We start from the raw sequence: 18,652 nt of genomic DNA, 5'->3' as shown, positions 1-18,652 counted from the left end.
GTCGTCCGGCAGCATGCGTTAATGTATAAACGGTTTATCGGATTCGACAACAGGGAATGAACCGGCTGCGGTCGAGCGCAACCGATTGTTTTTACTGCATAGTAAAGACGCGCATAGGATGAGCGGATATGAGCCCTAGCCCTCCAGCTCCTCGCGCAGCATTTCGAGCTCCAGCCATTCCTCTTCCATCCTGGTCAGGCTTTCGCGCAGCTTTTCCATTTCCGCCGCAAGACGGTTGAACGTTGCGGCATCCTTGGAAAAGAGGTTCGGATCGGCCATTTTCTGCTCACGAGCGGCAATTTCGGCTTCGGCCTTGGCCATTTCCTTCGGCAGGTTTTCCAAGGCGAATTTCTGCTTGTAGGAAAGCTTTCCCTTGCCCCTCGAAGCATCGGCGGAAGACGGTGCGGTCTCCGCAGCCTTCGGCTTTTCGGTTGCCTTTTCCGCCCGCTTGCGCTCCTCGATCGCCCCCTTGCGCTGCGCGAGCATATCCGAATAACCGCCGGCATATTCGATCCAGCGGCCATCGGGCTCTTCCGGATCGGCGGGAGCGATCGTCGAGGTCACGGTGCGATCGAGGAAGTCACGATCGTGGCTGACGAGGATGACGGTGCCAGAAAAGCCGGCAACGATTTCCTGCAAGAGGTCGAGCGTCTCGATATCGAGATCGTTCGTCGGTTCGTCGAGGATCAGGAGATTGGTCGGCCGCGACAGGATGCGTGCCAGCATCAGCCGGGCGCGCTCGCCGCCAGAGAGATTCCTGATCGGCGTACGCGCCTGCTCCGGCTGGAACAGGAATTCCTTCATGTAACCGGTCACATGCCGTTGCTCGCCGTTGACGAGCAGGTTCTCGCCGCGGCCGTCGGTCAGGTAGTTGGCGAGCGTATCTTCCGGGTTCAGCTCCTCGCGCTTCTGGTCGAGCGTGGCGATTTCCAGATTGGTGCCGAGCTTCACCGTGCCGCTGTCGGGCTGCAGCTGTCCGGTCAGCATCTTCAGGAGCGTCGTCTTGCCGGCACCGTTCGGGCCGACGAGGCCGATGCAATCGCCACGATGTACGCGGATCGAAAACGGCGCGACGATAGTTCGGTCATTATAGGTCTTGGTGATCTTGTCCGCCTCGATCACCAGCTTGCCGCTTTCCTGCGCATCGGAGGCAGCCGCCTGCACGGTGCCCAGCGCGCCCTTATGGCTGCGATAGCGCGAACGCATGTCCTGCAGCTCGCCGAGGCGGCGCATATTGCGCTTGCGCCGCGCCGTCACGCCATAGCGCAGCCAGTGCTCTTCGCGCTCGATCTGCTTGCCGAGCTTGTGCTGCTCCAGCTCTTCGGCCTCGAGCACCTGGTCGCGCCAGGCTTCGAAATGGGCAAATCCCCTGTCCAGTCGGCGCGAGGTGCCGCGATCGAGCCAAACGGTCGCGGTCGAAACCTTTTCGAGGAAGCGTCGGTCGTGCGAGATCAAGACGAGCGCGCTACGGCTCTTCTGCAATTCGCCTTCCAGCCATTCGATGGTCGGCAGGTCCAGATGGTTCGTCGGCTCGTCAAGCAGCAGAATATCCGGTTCCGGTGCCAGGACACGCGCCAGAGCCGCGCGGCGCGCCTCGCCACCCGAGAGGTTGTTCGGGTCTTCCTCGCCGGTCAGGCCGAGATGCGAAAGCAGGTACGTCACGCGATAGGGGTCGTCACCCGGTCCGAGACCAGCTTCGGCATACGCCGCAACCGTCTTGTAACCGGCAAAATCCGGTGCCTGCTCGAGATAGCGAACGGTAGACGACGGATGGCGGAACACCTCGCCCGACTGTGCCTCGACGAGGCCGGCTGCGATCTTCAGGAGCGTCGACTTGCCGGAGCCGTTGCGGCCGACAAGGCAGATCTTGTCGCCCGGCTCCACCTGCAGGCCGGCACCGGCGAGCAAGGGCGCACCGCCGAAGCTCAGAAAGATGCCGTCGAGTTTCAGAATGGGAGGGGCCAAGATCAGACTCCGGAAAGGTCATAAGGGCGCGCAAGAACGATCGCCCTGCCGCTGCCGAGCGAAAAGCGCACGTCGCCTTCCGCCACGTTGGAAATGGTGCGCGATGCCCCGAAGGGCAAATGGAAATCGCGCAAGGGGTACCGGGCGTTATCAATGAAGAGGCCCGTCAGATCGCTGAAACCGAGAACCGAGAACAGCGAACCGGCCGGCAGCGCCAGCGTGAATTCGCCCGGCGGAAACGGCACCGCCTCCTCGTCACCTGACGTCAGCAAGACATCGAGACCCTTTTCGGCCAGATGCACGCCATAGAGCAGATGCTGGATCGCGTGATCGGATCGCTCACCGCCCATGGCGCCGGCAAGGATCAGCCTGGTGGCACCGCGATCGATCGCTTCCGATACGGCAATCTCGCCATCTGTCGCAGCCTTCGCCGCCGGATAAGGCTGCTTGGGCACATTGGGAAACGCAGCTTGCAAATCGGCCGGCGTGGAATCGAAATCGCCGACCCACAATTCAGGCTGCACCTGAAGCGCGATTGCATGGCGCATACCGCCATCGGCTGCGATGAAACGGCTGCCGGAAACCGCATCGCGCAACCGCTCCGTCAGACGAAGCTCGCCGCCGAGCAGGATGGTGAAGGTGGTGGACTGGCTCATGAGGCAAGCCCATAGCGCAAAGTCATATCCCTAGGGAAGAGCACCGTAGGCAAGAACGGCCGCGTCGACCGCTCAGTCGTCCGTTTCCTTGATGCGCGCCTGGAAAACCTGCTCGTAGCCGCTGACGTAACGATCGAACAGCAACGAGAAGCTCTCGATTTCCTCCGTTGTCCAATCGGCAAAAATGCTGCCGATGACGGAGAACTTCTGCGCCTGGATCTCCGACAGCAATCTCTGGCCGAGCGCGGTCAGCACCACGACGATGCGCCGCGCATCCGCCTGTGATGCCTTGCGGCGCAACACGCCGCGCGTCACCATGTCGGCAACGATGCGGCTTGCTCGCGAGGGATCGATGCGCAGCATCTCGGCGATGGTGCCAACGGTGACTTCGCCCGTCGCCTCCGCCCGCCTCACGACATCCAGCACGTCGAGATGCGAAAGCTCGAGGCCCGGTGCCACGCTCTGGATGGCAAGCCTGCCGATCATGCGGCGGCCCGTCAGCAGCCGCATGCGCGTCATCGCCTGCCCGATGCGCAGGAGATTCTCGTCTTCGGTCAGCTCCGAGGCTTCAACTTCACGTGTATTGGTCGCAGATGTCATCTTTCCACCATATCAGAGGCAGAAAACAAATAAAACATGCAAACAGCATTCACCTGTCATTGACAATTATATGCTAATGGCACATATATCTCAAGTATGAAAACCGGGGCGTCCCGCGCATTCGATCGACCGCGCAGCGTTTCGGCCAAGCTCGGATTTCTTGCCCCATGGACATGCAGACAAAGTTCGCGCCGCTTGTGGCGGATCATAAACGGCGGCTTATACTCTTCCTGTTTCTGATGACTGCCATGTTCATGGCGACGCTGGACAACCAGATCGTCTCGACGGCACTGCCGACGATCGTCGGCGAGTTCGGCCATCTGGAGCGCTTCGGCTGGATCGGTTCGGCCTATCTTCTCTCCCTCTCAGCCGTCATGCCGGTTTACGGCAAACTCGGCGATCTCTTTGGCCGCAAATACGTGATGATGACGGCGATCGCGATCTTCACGATCGGCTCAGCCGTCTGCGGCCTCGCCGTTTCGATGGATACGCTCATCGCAGCCCGCGTCCTTCAAGGCCTCGGCGGCGGCGGCATCCTTGTGTCGATCTTCGCCGTCAACGCCGACCTCTTCGAACCGCGGGAACGCGCCCGCTACCAGAGCTATTCGAGCCTCGTACTGATGGCTTCCGGCGCCATCGGCCCCGTTCTCGGCGGCACGATGAGCGATCTCTTCGGCTGGCGCTCCATCTTCCTCGTCAATGTGCCAATCGGCTTCATCGTGCTGGCCGGCCTTGCCACCATGCTTCCCTATCGCAAGCCGGCCCGCCGCCCGAAGATCGATTATGCCGGCGCGATCGTTCTTGCCCTGACGACAACGAGCATCGTGCTTGCCGCCGACGGCACCGAACTCTTCGGATCGCTGCTGTCGCCGCAATGCCTCGGCATCATCGCCTTCGGCGTGATCTGCGCCATTGCCTGGGTCTTCATCGAGCGCCGCGCACCCGAGCCCATCGTACCGATGACGCTGTTCCGCAATCCGACATTCGGTCTGCTGCTGATCATCTCGATCACCAGCGGCGCCGTTGCGATCGGCATGGTCAATTATTTCGCGCTCTTCCTGCAGACGACAACGGGCCTTTCGCCCTCGATGGCCGGCCTGCTGTTCATTCTCCTGACTGGTGGTATCGTCTGCGGTTCGCTATCGGCTGGCCGGCTGATCGCCGCGAAGGGGCGCTACAAGCCCTTCGCCATCGCAAGTGCTGCCTGCAGTGCCATCGCATTTGCCTCGATCGCCGTCCTGCCTGCCGGCACGCCCGTCGTCTTCATCGGCGGCCTGATGCTTCTGCACGGCATCGGCATCGGTCTTGCGCAGCAGGTACCCGTCATCGGCGTGCAGAATGCCGCGGCAGCCCGCGACGTTGGTGCTGCGACCGGCGCCGTCACGCTCTCGCGCATGGGCGGCGCCTCCATCGCCATCTCCATCTACGGCGCCATCATTGCCGCCAAGCTTGGCAATGTCGGCGTCTCGATCGCGGGCGTATCCAATATCGAGGAACTGACGCCGAAGATGATGGCCGCATTGCCCGAAGCAACCCGCGAGGCCGTCGCCAACGCCTATGCGAGCGCCTTCAGCCCGCTGTTCATGACGGCGGCCGGCATCTGCCTCATCGGTCTGCTGACCTCGCTGACATTGAAGAACGTGCAACTTCCGGGGGCGACGCAGAAATTCGACAGCAGCACCACGGCCGCTGCGCACGCAGCCGAGTAACATCCCTCCGCCCGCAATCGACAAGGGAATCATTTCCCTTGTCATCCCTTCGTCACAGGGCTAAATCTGCCGACGCTCTAACGGGGTGCCTTATGTCCTTTCGGATATCTGGCTGAGAGGCTCTAACCGGCCAACCCGCGGAACCTGATCCGGCTAACACCGGCGGAGGGATTAGACGCGTGACGAAATCATGGCGCCCTTTCCCCTTCAAGACGAAACCAAAAAAGGAGGCGCTGTCATGCAACACCGTTCGCCATTGTCATTCTTCGCCGGCCTGGCCCTTGCCGCCGGAACAAGCTTCTTTGCCGCACAGCCTGCTCAGGCAGCCGACAAGACCCTGACCATCTACACCTATGAGAGCTTTACCGCCGATTGGGGTCCGGGCGCCAAGGTCAAGGCCGCTTTCGAGAAGACCTGCGGCTGCACGGTCAACTATGTCAGCGTCACCGATGGCGTGGCGCTTCTCTCCCGCCTGAAGCTGGAAGGCGCCGGCACCAAGGCCGATGTCGTCCTCGGCCTCGACACCAATCTCGTCGACGAGGCCAAAGATACCGGCCTGTTCGATGTGAACGGCGTCGATACCTCGGCCCTCAAGGTTCCCGGTGGCTTCAAGGACGATGTCTTCGTGCCCTACGACTACGGCCACTTCGCCGTGATCTACGACAGCCAGACCGTCAAGAACCCGCCGAAGAGCATGAAGGATCTCGTCGAGGGCGACCCCTCGCAGAAGATCGTCATCGAAGACCCGCGCACCTCCACGCCAGGCCTCGGCCTGCTGCTCTGGGTCAAGTCGATCTATGGCGACAAGGCGGCCGACGCATGGACGAAGCTCAAGGGTCGCATCCTGACCGTCACTCCCGGCTGGTCGGAAGCCTACGATCTCTTCACCAAGGGCGAAGCGCCGATGGTGCTTTCCTACACGACATCACCGGCCTATCACATGATCGAGGACAAGACCGACCGCTATCAGGCGGCCGCCTTCTCGGAAGGACACTATATCCAGATCGAGGTCGCCGGCCTTATCAAGTCCTCGCCGAACAAGGAGCTTGCCCGCGACTTCCTGAAGTTCATGATCTCTACCGGCTTCCAGGACATCATCCCGACGGCCAACTGGATGATGCCGGTCTCGGCAACTTCCGAGCCGCTGCCGGACGCCTTCAACAAGCTCGTGGTGCCTTCGAAGACCTTCCTGATGAGCCCGGCCGACGTCGACAAGAACCGCAAGGCGTGGATCGATGAATGGCTGACGGCCACCAGCGGCAATTGACGCCTTGATCATACTCACGGCACCCGAACGAAAACGCGTCATTTCTGGCGGGGCACTCAGCCTCGCCGGCATCGCGCTTTTCGTCGGGATCGCCGTGCTCGTTCTGCTCGCCGCCGGCATCGAATCCGGCGGCGCCAATCCTCTGACCGATCCCTACCTGTTGCGCGTCCTGCGCTTCACGCTGCTGCAGGCAGTGCTCTCGACGTTGCTTTCCGTCGTGCTCGCCATTCCGGTCGCGCGCGCCTTGGCACGCCAGCCACGCTTTCCGGGCCGGTTGTGGCTGATCCGTCTGATGGCCGTGCCGATGGGTCTGCCCGTGCTGATCGGTGCATTAGGCTTGCTCGGCATATGGGGCAGGCAAGGATTGCTCAATCAGGCGCTTGCAGCACTCGGCCTATCGCAGCCCGTCAGCATCTATGGCCTCACCGGCATCCTGCTGGCACACGTCTTCTTCAACATGCCGCTCGCCTGCCGACTGATGCTCGCGGGGCTGGAGCGCGTTCCCGCGGAATATTGGTTCGTGGCCGATGAGCTGGGCATGCGGCCCATCTCGGTCTTTCGCTTCATCGAATGGCCTATCCTGCGCGGCCTGATCCCGGGCATTGCCGGCCTGATCTTCATGCTCTGCGCGACCAGCTTCACGCTGGTCCTGATCCTCGGCGGCGGCCCGGCCGCGACGACGCTGGAAGTGGCGATCTATCAGGCGCTGCGCTTCGATTTCGATCCCGGCCGCGCCGTAATGCTGTCGCTGTTGCAGATCGTCATCACCCTCTTCGTCCTTGGCGCCATGATGCTGTTTCGCGCGCCGGACGATCACGGACTCACCAGTGGTCGCACCCTGCGACGCATCGATGGGCAAAGAGCGGCCGCTCGATGGATCGATACCATCATGCTATCGGCGGCCACACTCTTTCTCGGCCTGCCGCTTGCTTCCATCGTCGTGACCGGCCTCGAGGCAAATCTTTTCAAGCTCGCCGGTCAGCCGATCTTCCTGCAAGCGGCCGCCACCAGCCTGGTCGTTGCGCTTGCCGCGGGCCTTCTAGCCGTACTGATATCTTTTGCCATCATTCGCGCCCGATCGGTCATATCGGCGGATCGCCATAAGACCCTCGGCCTGCGCGGCCTGGCGATCGCATTGAGCGCGAGCGCGTCGCTCATCTTGCTGGTGCCGCCGATCGTGCTGGCAACCGGCTGGTTCCTGGCCCTAAGGCCATTGGGCGATCCCAGCCGGTTTGCGGCTGGCCTCATCATTGTCATCAATGCACTGATGGCACTGCCCTTCGTCATTCGCGTCATCGAGCCGGCCTATGTGGTCCATCGCCTTCGTACCGAACGGCTGGCGGCAAGCCTCGGCCTTCACGGCATTGCCCGCCTTCGCCTGATTGATTGGCCGGGTTTGCGCAAACCGCTCTTCACCGCCCTCTCCTTCGCCATGGCTCTCTCGCTCGGCGATCTCGGCGCAGTGGCGCTCTTCGGCTCGGATAGCCTGATGACCCTGCCCTGGCTGGTCTACAGCAAGCTCGGCAGCTATCGCACCAACGATGCCGACGGATATGCCTTGATCCTCGGCCTGGTCTGCCTTCTCTTGACCATCGCCGGTACGGCAGGCCAGGGCGTACGTGATGACGAAAGCAGGCGAAATGGATGATAGCAGGGACATGAAGGAACAGGGCATTGCGATGGCCGGCGTCGAGCTGCGCCTCGGCACGCATGACTTCCGCTTCGACTGCACATTGCCGCAGGGCAAGATCATCGCCGTCGCCGGCCCTTCTGGATCGGGAAAATCGACCTTCCTCAATTTGCTAGCCGGCTTCGAACAGCCCAACCGCGGCCGCATTGTGCTTGCCGGAGAGGACGTGACCGGCCTGCACCCCGCCGAGCGGCCGGTTTCCCTCGTCTTCCAGGACAACAACCTCTTTACCCATCTCGATCTCTTCACCAATGTCGGCCTCGGCATCAGCCCGTCATTGAAACTTTCGAAAGAGGACCGGCAAAGGGTCTCGGAAGCCTTGGCGCGCGTCGGGCTGCCCGGTTTCGAGAAGCGCAAGCCGGGAACGCTCTCGGGCGGCGAACGGCAGCGCGCCGCCTTTGCCCGGGCGCTGGTGCGTGACAAGCCGATCCTGCTGCTGGACGAGCCTTTCGCCGCCCTCGATCCCGGCCTGCGCTCGGGCATGGTCGAACTCCTGAAAATCCTGCATCGCGAGACCGGCAATACGGTGCTGATCGTCTCGCATGATCCGGCCGAGGTACGGCGCCTTGCCGACCATGCCGCGTTCATCGCTGGCGGCACGATCGAGCTCGCCGCTCCCATCGGGACCTTTCTGGAGACGGACGGCATCCCGGCATTGACCACATTTCTGCAACATTGATTGCGCCGCAGCTTCTTGTCGCCGGTTTTGCCTTAATTTCGTCGCGGCAAGCGGCTGAAAGTCCTAGGGAATGCTTGCTAAAATACAACGCCGCCACATTTAAACGGAGTCTCGCTATGCAACCGGTGCCAAAATCGGCTACAGCAAGGGGTGGAGACCGTCCGGGTAAATTCGGATCGATGGGGGTGGACGTAACCTTTGTCGGCGCGCGACGATGATCGGCCCGGTAACGATCAACCGGATTTGGCGCCGAGCCGGCATGACAGCGAAATGAGTAGGATACAGGTCCTGAAGCAGAGCAAGCGAGCAGAACGAAGGATCAGCGCGACCGTCGCAGCCCGTTTGCGCCGCTTTGTCCCCTTCCTTGCGGCCGCAATGATATTGAATGGCTGCCAGACGGTGCTGGACCAATCCTATCAGCCGAGCGTTTCCCCCTCCGCCAATCCGCAGATCGTTTCCGAGGTGCAGAAGAACGATCCGCGCGCGCAGATGGGCGCTCGCGAGCATCCGCGCATTCTTGCAAGCTATGGCGGCGAGTACAAGGATGCCAAGACCGAGCGGCTCGTTGCCCGCATCGCCGGCGCCTTGACCAGCGTGTCGGAAAATCCGCAGCAGTCCTACCGCATCACCATTCTCAATTCGCCATCAATCAACGCTTTCGCACTGCCGGGTGGCTATCTCTATGTGACGCGCGGCCTCTTGGCTCTTGCCAACGACGCTTCCGAAGTCGCTGCCGTATTGGCACATGAAATGGCGCACGTGACAGCCAATCACGGCATCGAGCGGCAGAAGCGCGAAGAAGCCGAGGTCATCGCCAGCCGCGTCGTTTCGGAAGTCCTGTCGAGCGACCTCGCCGGTAAGCAGGCGCTCGCGCGCGGCAAGCTGCGTCTGGCCGCCTTCTCCCGCCAGCAGGAGCTGCAGGCCGACGAGATCGGCATCCGCACGCTCGGCCAGGCCGGTTATGATCCTTATGCCGCCGCTCGATTCCTGAACGCGATGGAGGACTACAGCCGCTTCATGTCGGCCAATTCCGACGTCGACCAGAGCCTGGACTTCCTTTCAAGCCACCCGAGCACGCCGCAGCGCATCGATCTTGCCAAGGCGCATGCCCGTGAATTCGGCGAGGAAGGCAAGGTCGGCGACATCGGCCGCGATTATTACCTGAACGGCATCGACGGCCTGCTCTATGGCGACAGTCCCGAGGAGGGCTATGTGCGTGGCCAGACCTTCCTGCATGGCGGCCTCGGCATCCGCTTCGACGTGCCACCCGATTTCCGTATCGACAACAAGGTCGAAGCCGTCATGGCGACCGGCCCGGGCGATATCGCCATCCGCTTCGACGGCGTTGCCGATACCCAGAACCAGAATCTGACGAATTATATTTCCAGCGGCTGGGTCACGGGCCTCGATCCATCGTCGATCAAGTCGATCACCGTCAACGGCATGCCGGCCGCAACTGCGCGCGCCTCCGCCGATCGCTGGGATTTCGATGTGACTGTCATCCGCGACCGCACGCAGATCTTCCGCTTCCTGACGGCGGTGCCGAAGGGAAATATCACACAGCTCGATCAGACTGCCAATGTTCTGCGCGCGAGCTTCCGGCATATGACGCCGGAAGAGGCTGCCTCGCTGAAGCCGCTGCGCGTGCGCGTCGTCACCGTCAAGCCTGGCGACACCATCACCACGCTCGCCGCCCGCATGATGGGCACCGATCGCAAACTCGACCTGTTCAAACTGATCAATGCCCTGCCAACCGGGGCGACGATTGCGCCGGGCGACAGGGTCAAAATTATCTCGGAATAATGAGCGGCTCTTCTTCCATCCGGGAGAAGATCTAAAGCACGTCGCGCAAAAGTGCGCAGCGGTTTTGCGATAACGACATGCGCAAAATCAAAGACCTAAAGCGCGAGAAGCGAATCTGAAAGAGCACGACGCGCTTTAGCTCAGGCGTAGCTCGCCATGCGCGGGTCGGCATCGACAAGCGCATTGCGGAGCTTGTCCATGGCCCGGCTTTCGATCTGCCGCACGCGTTCCTTGGAAATACCTAAATCGGCGCCGAGCTCTTCCAGCGTCGCTCCATCTTCGACAAGACGACGCGCCCGGATGATCTTCATTTCGCGCTCGTTGAGATGCTTCAGCGCCGATGCCAACCAGATGCGGCGACGTTCGCCATCGATCATGTCCGAGACCTGCTCGTCGGGAAGCGGCTCGTCACTGATCAGAAAATCAATACGCTCGGCGCTTTCGGAATCACCTGCGATCGACGGTGCTTGCAGCGAGGTATCGCTGCTGGAAAGGCGCGCGTCCATCGTCTGCACATCGGCAAGGCTGACGCCGAGCGTGACGGCGATTTCCTCATGGATCGACTGCACGGTAACGCTGGAATTGCTGCGGGCAAGCTTGGCGCGCAAACGGCGCAGATTGAAGAACAGCGCCTTCTGAGCGGAACTCGTGCCGCCACGCACGATCGACCAATTGCGCAGGATATAGTCCTGGATCGAAGCGCGAATCCACCAGCTTGCATAGGTAGAGAAGCGAACCTCCCGTTCCGGTTCGAAGCGGGCAGCCGCTTCCAGCAAGCCGACATAACCTTCCTGCACCAGATCGCTCATCGGCAATCCGAAATTACGAAATTTCCCCGCCATGGAAATGACGAGGCGCATATGGGCGGTTGCGATCTGATTGCGGGCGCCGCGATCCTCGTGATCCTTCCAACGAATGGCGAGATTGTGTTCTTCGTCGCGATCGAGATAGGGAGCAGCCATCGCAACTTTGATCATGCGCCGATCTGCAGACATATTCGTCATATGCATCTCCTGGGTTCGGCCTCAAATCGTCTCTATGCCGCGGTTGACGAAAAGGGCAGCAAGCATCGTTTCCGAACATCGCTGCTCGGATGGAAATCAATGAATGAAATTGCGAATTGGAAATCGATATCCGGCGCGCCGGATGATCGATGACTAGTCTAGTTCGATCTCATCGAACGGGTCTGACGATTGAAGCATCTTCAGATCGCCGGGGAGCTTCGAGTGAAAACGCATAGGCCGGTCCTCGTGAATGTCTATAATACGGCCTGTATGGAACCCCCTCTCCGCAGGAGCACACCCACACCGACCGCCAACACGAGGTTTAAACGCGGCAGAACGGAAAAGGTTCCAAAGAAAAAACCCGGCACGAAGGCCGGGTTTTTTGCAGCAATATTGGCGCCTTGGCCTTATGCGGCTTCGTCCTGCGAGTCGTCGTCGTCGATGACCTTGCCACGCTTCGGCCCCTTGTTGAGATTGGTCTCGACAAGGCGAACGGCTTCGGTTTCCGACATCTTGTTGACGGCGGCAATTTCGCGCGCCATGCGGTCGAGAGCAGCTTCGTAAAGCTGGCGTTCGGAATAGGACTGCTCCGGCTGGTTCTCGGCGCGATAAAGATCGCGAACGACCTCTGCGATCGAGATCAGATCGCCGGAATTGATCTTGGCATCGTATTCCTGCGCGCGGCGCGACCACATGGTGCGCTTCACGCGGGCCTTGCCCTGCACGACCTTCAATGCACGCTCAACGAAATCCGTCTCGGAAAGCTTGCGCATGCCGATGCTCATGGCCTTGGCCACCGGCACCTTCAGACGCATCTTGTCTTTCTCGAAGTCGATTACGAACAGCTCGAGCTTCATGCCTGCGACTTCTTGTTCTTCGATCGCAGTGATCGTGCCGACACCATGGGCCGGATAAACGATCGCTTCACCAGTCTTGAAGCCGTGGCGTGCTGCTGAAGGTTTTTTCTGCTGGGTCGTCATTCTTTTCAAAAACTCCCTGTTACGCGCCCCGTTAGGGCCGGGGTGCCGGGTCAGTCAGGCCCGGATGAGACGGACGTACCGTCGGGTCACTTCATCCTGGTCCAGCCAGACTTATGCAAACAGAAACCCATCCATCGCGATCCAGGACCCGACAACACAATACGTTGATATGTCAAGGAAACCGCGTACGGATTGGTGATTTGCTTTCGTGATGGTTTTGGGCACGCGAAATGCCGCGGTGGATCAGTGTGAGGAACCTATCACAAAAATCTGAGGAAATCAATAATTTGCTGCGCGCGCGCCAAAATGGCCACGTTGACCGACCAGCGGCCCAACGGCAATGATTCGCTTTCTGCGATATCGACTACACCTTTATCGACGGCCTGTCACGACCTTCGATCAGTCGCCCGCACCGGGATTGGTCGAGAAATATTTCTCGAATTTACCCTGTTCACCGTCCATTTCCTTGGCTTCCGGCATCGGATCGCGCTTGACCGTGATGTTCGGCCAGATCGCGGCATAGTCCGCATTGATCTTCAGCCATTTGTCGAGACCCGGCTCCGTATCGGGCTTGATCGCCTCGGCAGGACATTCCGGCTCGCAGACACCGCAATCGATGCATTCGTCGGGATGGATGACAAGGAAGTTCTCGCCTTCGTAGAAGCAGTCAACGGGGCAGACTTCCACGCAGTCGGTATATTTGCAGCGGATGCAATTGTCGGTCACGACATATGTCATGAAGCACTCCAGGAATGTCTCTAGCTTTCCGCGGATGCGCAACCTGGAACGTCGCACCTTCCCACGGTGCCGAACGGGCGGACGAATGCGTCACGCGCAAACGCGCCGTCCGGCGGGTTACCGGCAGGTTGATCGTGAGGTATCGACTTTGTCAGTCAATTTCAAGGACAAACAATCTTGAAAACCGCCCACGACAGGCAGAGTTTTCTAATCATCGTCCGAGGTTAAGCGATCGATTGCCCGGCGATCGCGTTTCGTCGGTCTGCCGCTGCCCGGCGCCCGTAACGCCTGTTCGAAAGGGGTGAGACGTTTTGTCTCATCCGGCGGTGGGGTCAGATCTTCGTAAAGCAGCCTGGCTTCTTCGAAAGGCCCCCTGCGATCGCCGGGTGCGCGTACGATCAGGACGACGTCCCGACGCTCCAGAGACAGTTCTATGCGGTCGCCAATCTTGACACCGAAGCTCGGCTGCACGACCCGCTCGCCATTCACCCTGACACTGCCGTTCTGCACATAGAGCTGCGCCAGCGACCGGGATTTCACCATGCGAGCAAAGAACAGCCATTTGTCGATGCGCTGGCGCGAACCGGTAAATGGCTGTTTCTCGTCCGTCATGGCCTATTTCTTCATCTGCTCCTTGAGGGCAGCGAGCTTGGCGAAAGGAGAATCCGGATCGATCGGCTTTTCCTTGCGCGGCGGCTTGGCCTCGAAGCGCAGCGGCTGCGACGCGCCGCGATTGTTGCGATCGTTCCGGTCGTTGCGTTCGCCACGGTCCTGACGATCACCGCGATTGCCCTGATGCTGCGGACGACCGCCTTCGCGGTTGCCGCGCGGACCCTTGTCGCCGCCGCGAGCCTCACGATTGTCGCGTCCGTCACGGCGATCACGACCGCCTTCGCGATTGCCTTCACCGGCCGCCTGCTGTTCGCCACCGCCACCGCTACGACGATTGCCGTGGTGACCACGTCCCTCGCCCTGCTGGCCGCGACGATCGCCATGGCCACGGCCACCTTGACGCTGCTGATTGTCGCTGCGGCCACCCAAGCGCCAGAGCAGAACCGGCTTCGGTTCCGTCGGCTCTGCGGTAACTTCCGCAACGGCAACAGCTTCCACAGCCACAGCGGCCTCTGTCTCGACAGGTGCCTCGGCGGGAGCTGCCGTTTCCTGCGAAACGACTTCTACTTCCTTAGCCGGCTCTTCGCTCGCGGCATCGGCATCATCGTGATCTGCCTTTTCGGCAACGGCGTCCGCAGCCGGCGCCGCCGGTGCAGCCGCCGCATCCTGCTGCGCGAGGAAGGCTGTCGCCTCTTCGGCCTTTACCGAATCGGCGCGGTAACCGAGACCCTTGAGGATTTCCTCCATATCCTCGAGCGTTGCGCCGAGGATGGAGAGCATCGCGGTCGTCGTCGTGAAGCGGCGGCCGTCATAAGCGCCTTCGGGGCGCGACGCCTGGCCGGGCTTCCACTGCAGCAACGGACGAATGAGATCCGCCAGGCGCTCCAGAATGTCGATGCGCACCGCGCGCTTGCCGAGGAACCGGAAGCCCGCGAGCTTGTAGAATGTGCGCTCATAGCCTGGATCGGTGACAACCGAGGTGCGGCCGGCAGCCAGAACCGGAATCAGATCGCCATAGCCCGGCTTGTCCAGACCGTCGTTCTTCAGCGCCCAGAGCAGCGTGATGAGTTCGGCCGGAGCCGGCTTCAGCAGTGCAGGCACGAAAATATGGTATGCGCCGAAACGAACGCCATAGCGGCGCATGGAAGCGCGACCGTCCTGATCCAGCGACTTCACTTCTTCGGTGACGTCGCGGCGGAACAGAACGCCGAGATTTTCCACGAGCTGGAAGGCCAGCCCCTTGGCAAGGCCCTGCAGATCCTCGGCACGCTGCAAATCGTCGAGCGGCTTCAGGATCGTGCTGATATGATGGTTCACGAAACGCTCGATGCGAGCGGCCACATGATCGCGCGCATTGCCCGTCAGCTGCTCGTCGGCAAGCAGGATGACGCGCGGACGCATGACGTGATCACTGCCCGACAGCCGCGCCACGGGGTCGCCCAGCCAGCGCACGAGACCATCGGCGCTGATGGCGAGATCGCCGTTGCCGGCCGCATGCAGACGTGCGGCACGTGCCTCGAATTCCAGCGCCAGCGCCTTCTGCGAGGCCGTCTGAACAGCCTTGGCATCCGGCCCTTCGGTCCCTGCGATAGGCGTGAACCGGAATCCGGTCAACTGTCCCACATGATGTCCCTCAACGAAGACATCTCCATTCACACTGATTTCAGCTTCCAGCATCGCATTCTCTCTCAGGCGCTTCATGAGCACAGATGTCCTGCGATCAACAAAGCGTTTCGTCAACCTCTCATGTAACGCGTCTGACAATCGATCTTCGATTTCCCGCGTCTTTTCTTGCCAGTGTGTCGGATCGGCAAGCCAGCCGGGCCGGTTCGACACATAGGTCCAAGTCCTTATCTGCGCGATTCGCGCCGAAAGCGTGTCGATCTCGCCATCCGTCCGATCGGCGCGATGCACCTGTTCGGCAAGGAAATCCTCTTTCACCGTGCCATAGCGCACGAGATCGGAAAAGAGGGCAGCAATGAGATCGGCGTGCTGGGCAGGCGTAATGCGCCGATAGTCGGGAAGCGCACAGGCCTCCCACAATTTCTCAACCCTGGCCGGGTTGCTGGCAAGATCGACTATCTCCAGATCGCGTGACAGATATTCCAACGCCTGCTGGTCTACCGCAGGCAGCGCCCGCGTCAAGCCCTGCACGCGAGGCGCGTCTTCCAAACTGCTGCGCAGTGCCGCGATCGAAGCAAAATTCAGTTCTTTGGTGCGCCATTGCAGCACCTTGACCATGTCGAATTCGTGTCCTTCGATCCGACGCACGAGTTCGTCGTCGAAAGGATCGACCTGCCCCGTCACGCCGAAGGTGCCGTCCTTGAGATGGCGACCGGCGCGACCGGCAATCTGGCCGAGCTCGGCCGGATTGAGGTTGCGAAACTGATAGCCGTCGAACTTGCGATCCTGGGCGAAGGCGACGTGATCGACATCGAGATTGAGACCCATGCCGATCGCATCGGTCGCAACCAAATATTCGACATCGCCAGCCTGATAGAGCGCCACCTGCGCATTGCGGGTGCGTGGGCTGAGCGCCCCGAGGACGACGGCGGCACCGCCGCGCTGGCGGCGTATGAGCTCCGCGATCGCATAGACCTCATCGGCGGAAAAGGCGACGATCGCCGTGCGCTGCGGCAGGCGGGTGATCTTCTTCTGCCCGGCGTAAAACAGGTGCGACAGCCTTGGCCGTTCCAGGACGGTAATGCCAGGCAAAAGCTGCTCGAGGATCGGCCGCATGGTGCCTGCGCCGAGCAGCAGCGTTTCATCGCGCCCGCGCAGATGCAGGATACGGTCGGTGAAGATATGCCCACGCTCCAAGTCGCCGGCAAGCTGGACCTCGTCGATCGCAACGAAGGAGGCGCGCGTATCACGCGGCATGGCTTCGACGGTGCAGACCGAAAAGCGTGCATTCGGCGGCGAGATTTTCTCCTCGCCGGTGACGAGCGCGACATTGTGCGCTCCGACCTTTTCGACCACGCGCGTATAGACCTCGCGCGCAAGCAGCCGCAGCGGCAGGCCGATCACGCCGCTGCCGTGCGCCACCATGCGCTCGATGGCATAATGGGTCTTGCCGGTATTGGTCGGTCCGAGCACCGCGGTCACGCCGCGTCCGCTCAGGATCATGGGCTGCGAAGTCTGAGTCATAGGTCCGTGCATGGGCGAGAAACCGCCGTCTTCCGATCAGCATGTTCCTCCTGGAGGAAACGAACAGATGACGACCATATGTGACAAAGGCAAGACCTGAATGAAAAAACAGATACGGCAACAATCGATTTCATATTTGATCGCTTCAACCATAAGATACATTTCCACTGCATCCCATGCGAGTCCCGGCGATTCCGGAACAGCTTGAGAACGAATCGGAGACGAATCGCTGACTCCGATGAGTTCCTTATTTGTTCACGACTACATATGGATTTCAATGAAAAGATTCCCACCAAATGCTGAATCTTGTTTACGCAGCTTTTCCATGGAAAAAGGAGTCAAGCGGAGAATCCCCGGCCAGCGAAATTTCACGTCAAATCATGGTTAATTATTTGTAAATAGCGGCATTTCTCGTCAATCCGCTGGGAATATTAACAAATAGGTCAAAGCCGGAACGAATCGGAGACGAATCGCGGATTCCAAGCGATTCCGCTTTTGTTCTCCACAACATCTAGCGTTTCCCCAGCAAGGACATGCAGGACTCTGAATGGTTGAGACCCGAATCCGGGCCGAATCTGCGATTGCGATTAACCTTTTAGCGAGCCCAGCTATAATGAATCAACAAATGCACGCAAAAGGTGCAATCGTTAACACAGCGACCAAAGCCGGAACGAATCGGTGACGAATGGCGGATAAGGGCAGGTGTCATATTTGTTCACGGCTACCTGTTGTATTTCGCCGGAACAACATCGCGAAGTAGCGCTGCACGAATAGACGAGCCACCCGCAAGCCTGCTGCAAACTAACCAATCGGTTGATGGAAGCACCACCTCTGTGATCCGCCTTCGGTTCCGCTTCGCCCTGCTTCCACCGATGACGGCGCGCCCGGGGAAGGCTCGCCGTTAACCCAAGCCCAAAGAGAGAACGAATCGCCGACGAATCACAGACATCGGGCCTTTCCCGTTTCGTTCACCGCAACCTATTGTATTTTAATCATATTTTAACCATAGAAGCAGATCTCGCACTGCTCCCGCAACCGCCGTACGACGTGTTCACGTTAACGTTTCAGTGGCCATCCGGGCCGCTGTGTGCCCGCATTTTTATTTCTTAGCCGGAACAATTATCGAGCACGCAAGTTTCTATGAACAGAATTGAGGAACTCAGCCCATTCACTGGAAACAGATTTGAGCTCGAGCCGCTGGAAGGATAACGCCGGATCGAACAGCGATATTGGCGGGATATTCAAGCGATGGACATGGAGGAGACATAACATGCTTGGTACGGTATTGCTTGTCATACTGATTCTGCTGCTGATTGGCGCACTACCCAGCTGGGGTTACAGCCGGGCGTGGGGGTACGGCCCATCGGGCGGTCTCGGGCTTGTTCTCGTCATTGTCCTCATTCTGTTATTGATGGGGCGGATCTGATCCACAGGTTACTATCCAAACCTCGCAACACCAGGGAGCTAACACCATGAAGAAGATCATCGTCGCGATCGCCCTCGTCGGCGCATTGGCGTCGTGCACATCAACGGAAAAGGGCACGGCCATCGGCGCCGGTACCGGCGCGCTCATCGGCGGCGTTGCCACGCATAGCTGGGGTGGCGCCGCTGTCGGCGCAGTCGCTGGCGGCGTGGTCGGCAACCTCATCGGACGCTCGGAAGATCGCCGCGGCTATTGCATCTATCGCGACCGCTATGGTCGCCGTTACGAGGCTCGTTGCCGCTAAGGCCAACATCGCCTGACCGATCGTTCTTGAGGGCCGGTCAGGACCATCTGTTGGAACAAATTCAGGGAACGACGG

At 60.3% G+C, this 18,652-nt stretch carries 15 protein-coding genes and 1 riboswitch; of the genes, 7 read left to right on the top strand and 8 right to left on the bottom strand.

Going from position 1 to position 18,652, the window contains the following annotated elements; genetic code table 11:
- Positions 1–135: 135 nt before the first annotated feature.
- The 3 genes from GA0061100_RS14925 to GA0061100_RS14915 form a co-directional block, all read right to left on the bottom strand.
- Positions 136–1,965 carry an ABC-F family ATP-binding cassette domain-containing protein gene (locus GA0061100_RS14925; protein WP_075853488.1) on the bottom strand — a complete coding sequence of 610 codons (1,830 nt, stop codon included), beginning with the start codon at positions 1,963–1,965 and terminating at the stop codon, positions 136–138.
- A gap of 2 nt (positions 1,966–1,967) precedes the next feature.
- Positions 1,968–2,621: a thiamine diphosphokinase gene (locus GA0061100_RS14920; RefSeq protein ID WP_075853487.1), complete on the bottom strand. Its 654-nt coding sequence runs from the start codon at positions 2,619–2,621 to the stop codon at positions 1,968–1,970.
- A 72-nt stretch (positions 2,622–2,693) separates the two neighbouring features.
- Positions 2,694–3,221, bottom strand: a complete 528-nt coding sequence (locus tag GA0061100_RS14915) for a MarR family winged helix-turn-helix transcriptional regulator (protein WP_075853486.1) — start codon at positions 3,219–3,221, stop codon at positions 2,694–2,696.
- 167 nt (positions 3,222–3,388) lie between these two features.
- Between GA0061100_RS14915 and GA0061100_RS14910 the strand changes: the two genes are divergently transcribed.
- The 5 genes from GA0061100_RS14910 to GA0061100_RS14890 all read left to right on the top strand — a co-directional run bounded on the left by GA0061100_RS14910 (position 3,389) and on the right by GA0061100_RS14890 (position 10,369).
- Positions 3,389–4,930, top strand: coding sequence for an MFS transporter (locus GA0061100_RS14910; protein WP_075853485.1), 1,542 nt, complete (start codon positions 3,389–3,391; stop codon positions 4,928–4,930).
- A gap of 71 nt (positions 4,931–5,001) precedes the next feature.
- Positions 5,002–5,118: riboswitch (TPP riboswitch) on the top strand.
- Positions 5,119–5,168: 50 nt separating this feature from the next.
- The gene (gene thiB, locus GA0061100_RS14905; RefSeq protein WP_075853807.1) at positions 5,169–6,197 is read left to right on the top strand and encodes a thiamine ABC transporter substrate binding subunit; all 1,029 of its coding nucleotides are present in this window, start codon (positions 5,169–5,171) and stop codon (positions 6,195–6,197) included.
- Between the two features lie 7 nt (positions 6,198–6,204).
- On the top strand, positions 6,205–7,845 hold the full coding sequence (gene thiP / locus GA0061100_RS14900; RefSeq protein WP_075853806.1) for a thiamine/thiamine pyrophosphate ABC transporter permease ThiP: 1,641 nt from the start codon (positions 6,205–6,207) through the stop codon (positions 7,843–7,845).
- Complete coding sequence (locus GA0061100_RS14895) at positions 7,838–8,566, top strand: thiamine ABC transporter ATP-binding protein (RefSeq protein WP_075853484.1); 729 nt, start codon at positions 7,838–7,840, stop codon at positions 8,564–8,566. Before thiP ends, GA0061100_RS14895 begins: the two co-directional genes overlap by 8 nt.
- Before the next feature lie 375 nt (positions 8,567–8,941).
- A complete protein-coding gene (locus GA0061100_RS14890; RefSeq protein ID WP_167459832.1) occupies positions 8,942–10,369 on the top strand; it encodes a M48 family metalloprotease in 1,428 nt (475 codons plus the stop codon).
- Positions 10,370–10,509: 140 nt separating this feature from the next.
- Here the strand turns inward: GA0061100_RS14890 and GA0061100_RS14885 are convergent, their stop codons facing one another.
- The 5 genes from GA0061100_RS14885 to GA0061100_RS14865 all read right to left on the bottom strand — a co-directional run bounded on the left by GA0061100_RS14885 (position 10,510) and on the right by GA0061100_RS14865 (position 16,850).
- Positions 10,510–11,373: an RNA polymerase factor sigma-32 gene (locus GA0061100_RS14885; protein ID WP_075853483.1), complete on the bottom strand. Its 864-nt coding sequence runs from the start codon at positions 11,371–11,373 to the stop codon at positions 10,510–10,512.
- 407 nt (positions 11,374–11,780) lie between these two features.
- On the bottom strand, positions 11,781–12,353 hold the full coding sequence (locus GA0061100_RS14880; protein ID WP_075853482.1) for a CarD family transcriptional regulator: 573 nt from the start codon (positions 12,351–12,353) through the stop codon (positions 11,781–11,783).
- Positions 12,354–12,752: 399 nt separating this feature from the next.
- Entirely contained in the window at positions 12,753–13,091 is a 339-nt protein-coding gene (fdxA, locus tag GA0061100_RS14875) for a ferredoxin FdxA (RefSeq protein ID WP_075853481.1), read from the bottom strand.
- 207 nt (positions 13,092–13,298) lie between these two features.
- Entirely contained in the window at positions 13,299–13,703 is a 405-nt protein-coding gene (locus GA0061100_RS14870) for an RNA-binding S4 domain-containing protein (RefSeq protein ID WP_075853480.1), read from the bottom strand.
- 3 nt (positions 13,704–13,706) lie between these two features.
- Positions 13,707–16,850, bottom strand: coding sequence for a helicase-related protein (locus GA0061100_RS14865; RefSeq protein ID WP_143525438.1), 3,144 nt, complete (start codon positions 16,848–16,850; stop codon positions 13,707–13,709).
- Positions 16,851–18,120: 1,270 nt separating this feature from the next.
- Between GA0061100_RS14865 and GA0061100_RS14860 the strand changes: the two genes are divergently transcribed.
- Both GA0061100_RS14860 and GA0061100_RS14855 read left to right on the top strand, forming a co-directional pair.
- Positions 18,121–18,276, top strand: coding sequence for a DUF3309 family protein (locus tag GA0061100_RS14860; RefSeq protein ID WP_075853478.1), 156 nt, complete (start codon positions 18,121–18,123; stop codon positions 18,274–18,276).
- Positions 18,277–18,322: 46 nt separating this feature from the next.
- On the top strand, positions 18,323–18,577 hold the full coding sequence (locus tag GA0061100_RS14855) for a YMGG-like glycine zipper-containing protein (RefSeq protein WP_034481118.1): 255 nt from the start codon (positions 18,323–18,325) through the stop codon (positions 18,575–18,577).
- Positions 18,578–18,652 lie beyond the last annotated feature (75 nt).

Origin of the sequence: Martinezella hainanensis, from assembly GCF_900094555.1 — a bacterium.
Classification (GTDB): domain Bacteria; phylum Pseudomonadota; class Alphaproteobacteria; order Rhizobiales; family Rhizobiaceae; genus Rhizobium; species Rhizobium hainanense.
This window is presented reverse-complemented; position numbering and strand designations above follow the sequence as displayed.

What these genes read in the sequence shown, in the direction of transcription:
- GA0061100_RS14865 (WP_143525438.1), bottom strand. Translation starts at nt 16,850, where the DNA reads ATGACTCAGACTTCGCAGCCCATGATCCTGAGCGGACGCGGCGTGACC.
- fdxA (WP_075853481.1), bottom strand. Translation starts at nt 13,091, where the DNA reads ATGACATATGTCGTGACCGACAATTGCATCCGCTGCAAATATACCGAC.
- GA0061100_RS14880 (WP_075853482.1), bottom strand. Translation starts at nt 12,353, where the DNA reads ATGACGACCCAGCAGAAAAAACCTTCAGCAGCACGCCACGGCTTCAAG.
- GA0061100_RS14870 (WP_075853480.1), bottom strand. Translation starts at nt 13,703, where the DNA reads ATGACGGACGAGAAACAGCCATTTACCGGTTCGCGCCAGCGCATCGAC.
- thiB (WP_075853807.1), top strand. Translation starts at nt 5,169, where the DNA reads ATGCAACACCGTTCGCCATTGTCATTCTTCGCCGGCCTGGCCCTTGCC.
- GA0061100_RS14920 (WP_075853487.1), bottom strand. Translation starts at nt 2,621, where the DNA reads ATGAGCCAGTCCACCACCTTCACCATCCTGCTCGGCGGCGAGCTTCGT.
- GA0061100_RS14860 (WP_075853478.1), top strand. Translation starts at nt 18,121, where the DNA reads ATGCTTGGTACGGTATTGCTTGTCATACTGATTCTGCTGCTGATTGGC.
- GA0061100_RS14910 (WP_075853485.1), top strand. Translation starts at nt 3,389, where the DNA reads ATGGACATGCAGACAAAGTTCGCGCCGCTTGTGGCGGATCATAAACGG.
- GA0061100_RS14855 (WP_034481118.1), top strand. Translation starts at nt 18,323, where the DNA reads ATGAAGAAGATCATCGTCGCGATCGCCCTCGTCGGCGCATTGGCGTCG.
- GA0061100_RS14915 (WP_075853486.1), bottom strand. Translation starts at nt 3,221, where the DNA reads ATGACATCTGCGACCAATACACGTGAAGTTGAAGCCTCGGAGCTGACC.
- GA0061100_RS14895 (WP_075853484.1), top strand. Translation starts at nt 7,838, where the DNA reads ATGGATGATAGCAGGGACATGAAGGAACAGGGCATTGCGATGGCCGGC.
- GA0061100_RS14890 (WP_167459832.1), top strand. Translation starts at nt 8,942, where the DNA reads ATGATATTGAATGGCTGCCAGACGGTGCTGGACCAATCCTATCAGCCG.
- GA0061100_RS14885 (WP_075853483.1), bottom strand. Translation starts at nt 11,373, where the DNA reads ATGACGAATATGTCTGCAGATCGGCGCATGATCAAAGTTGCGATGGCT.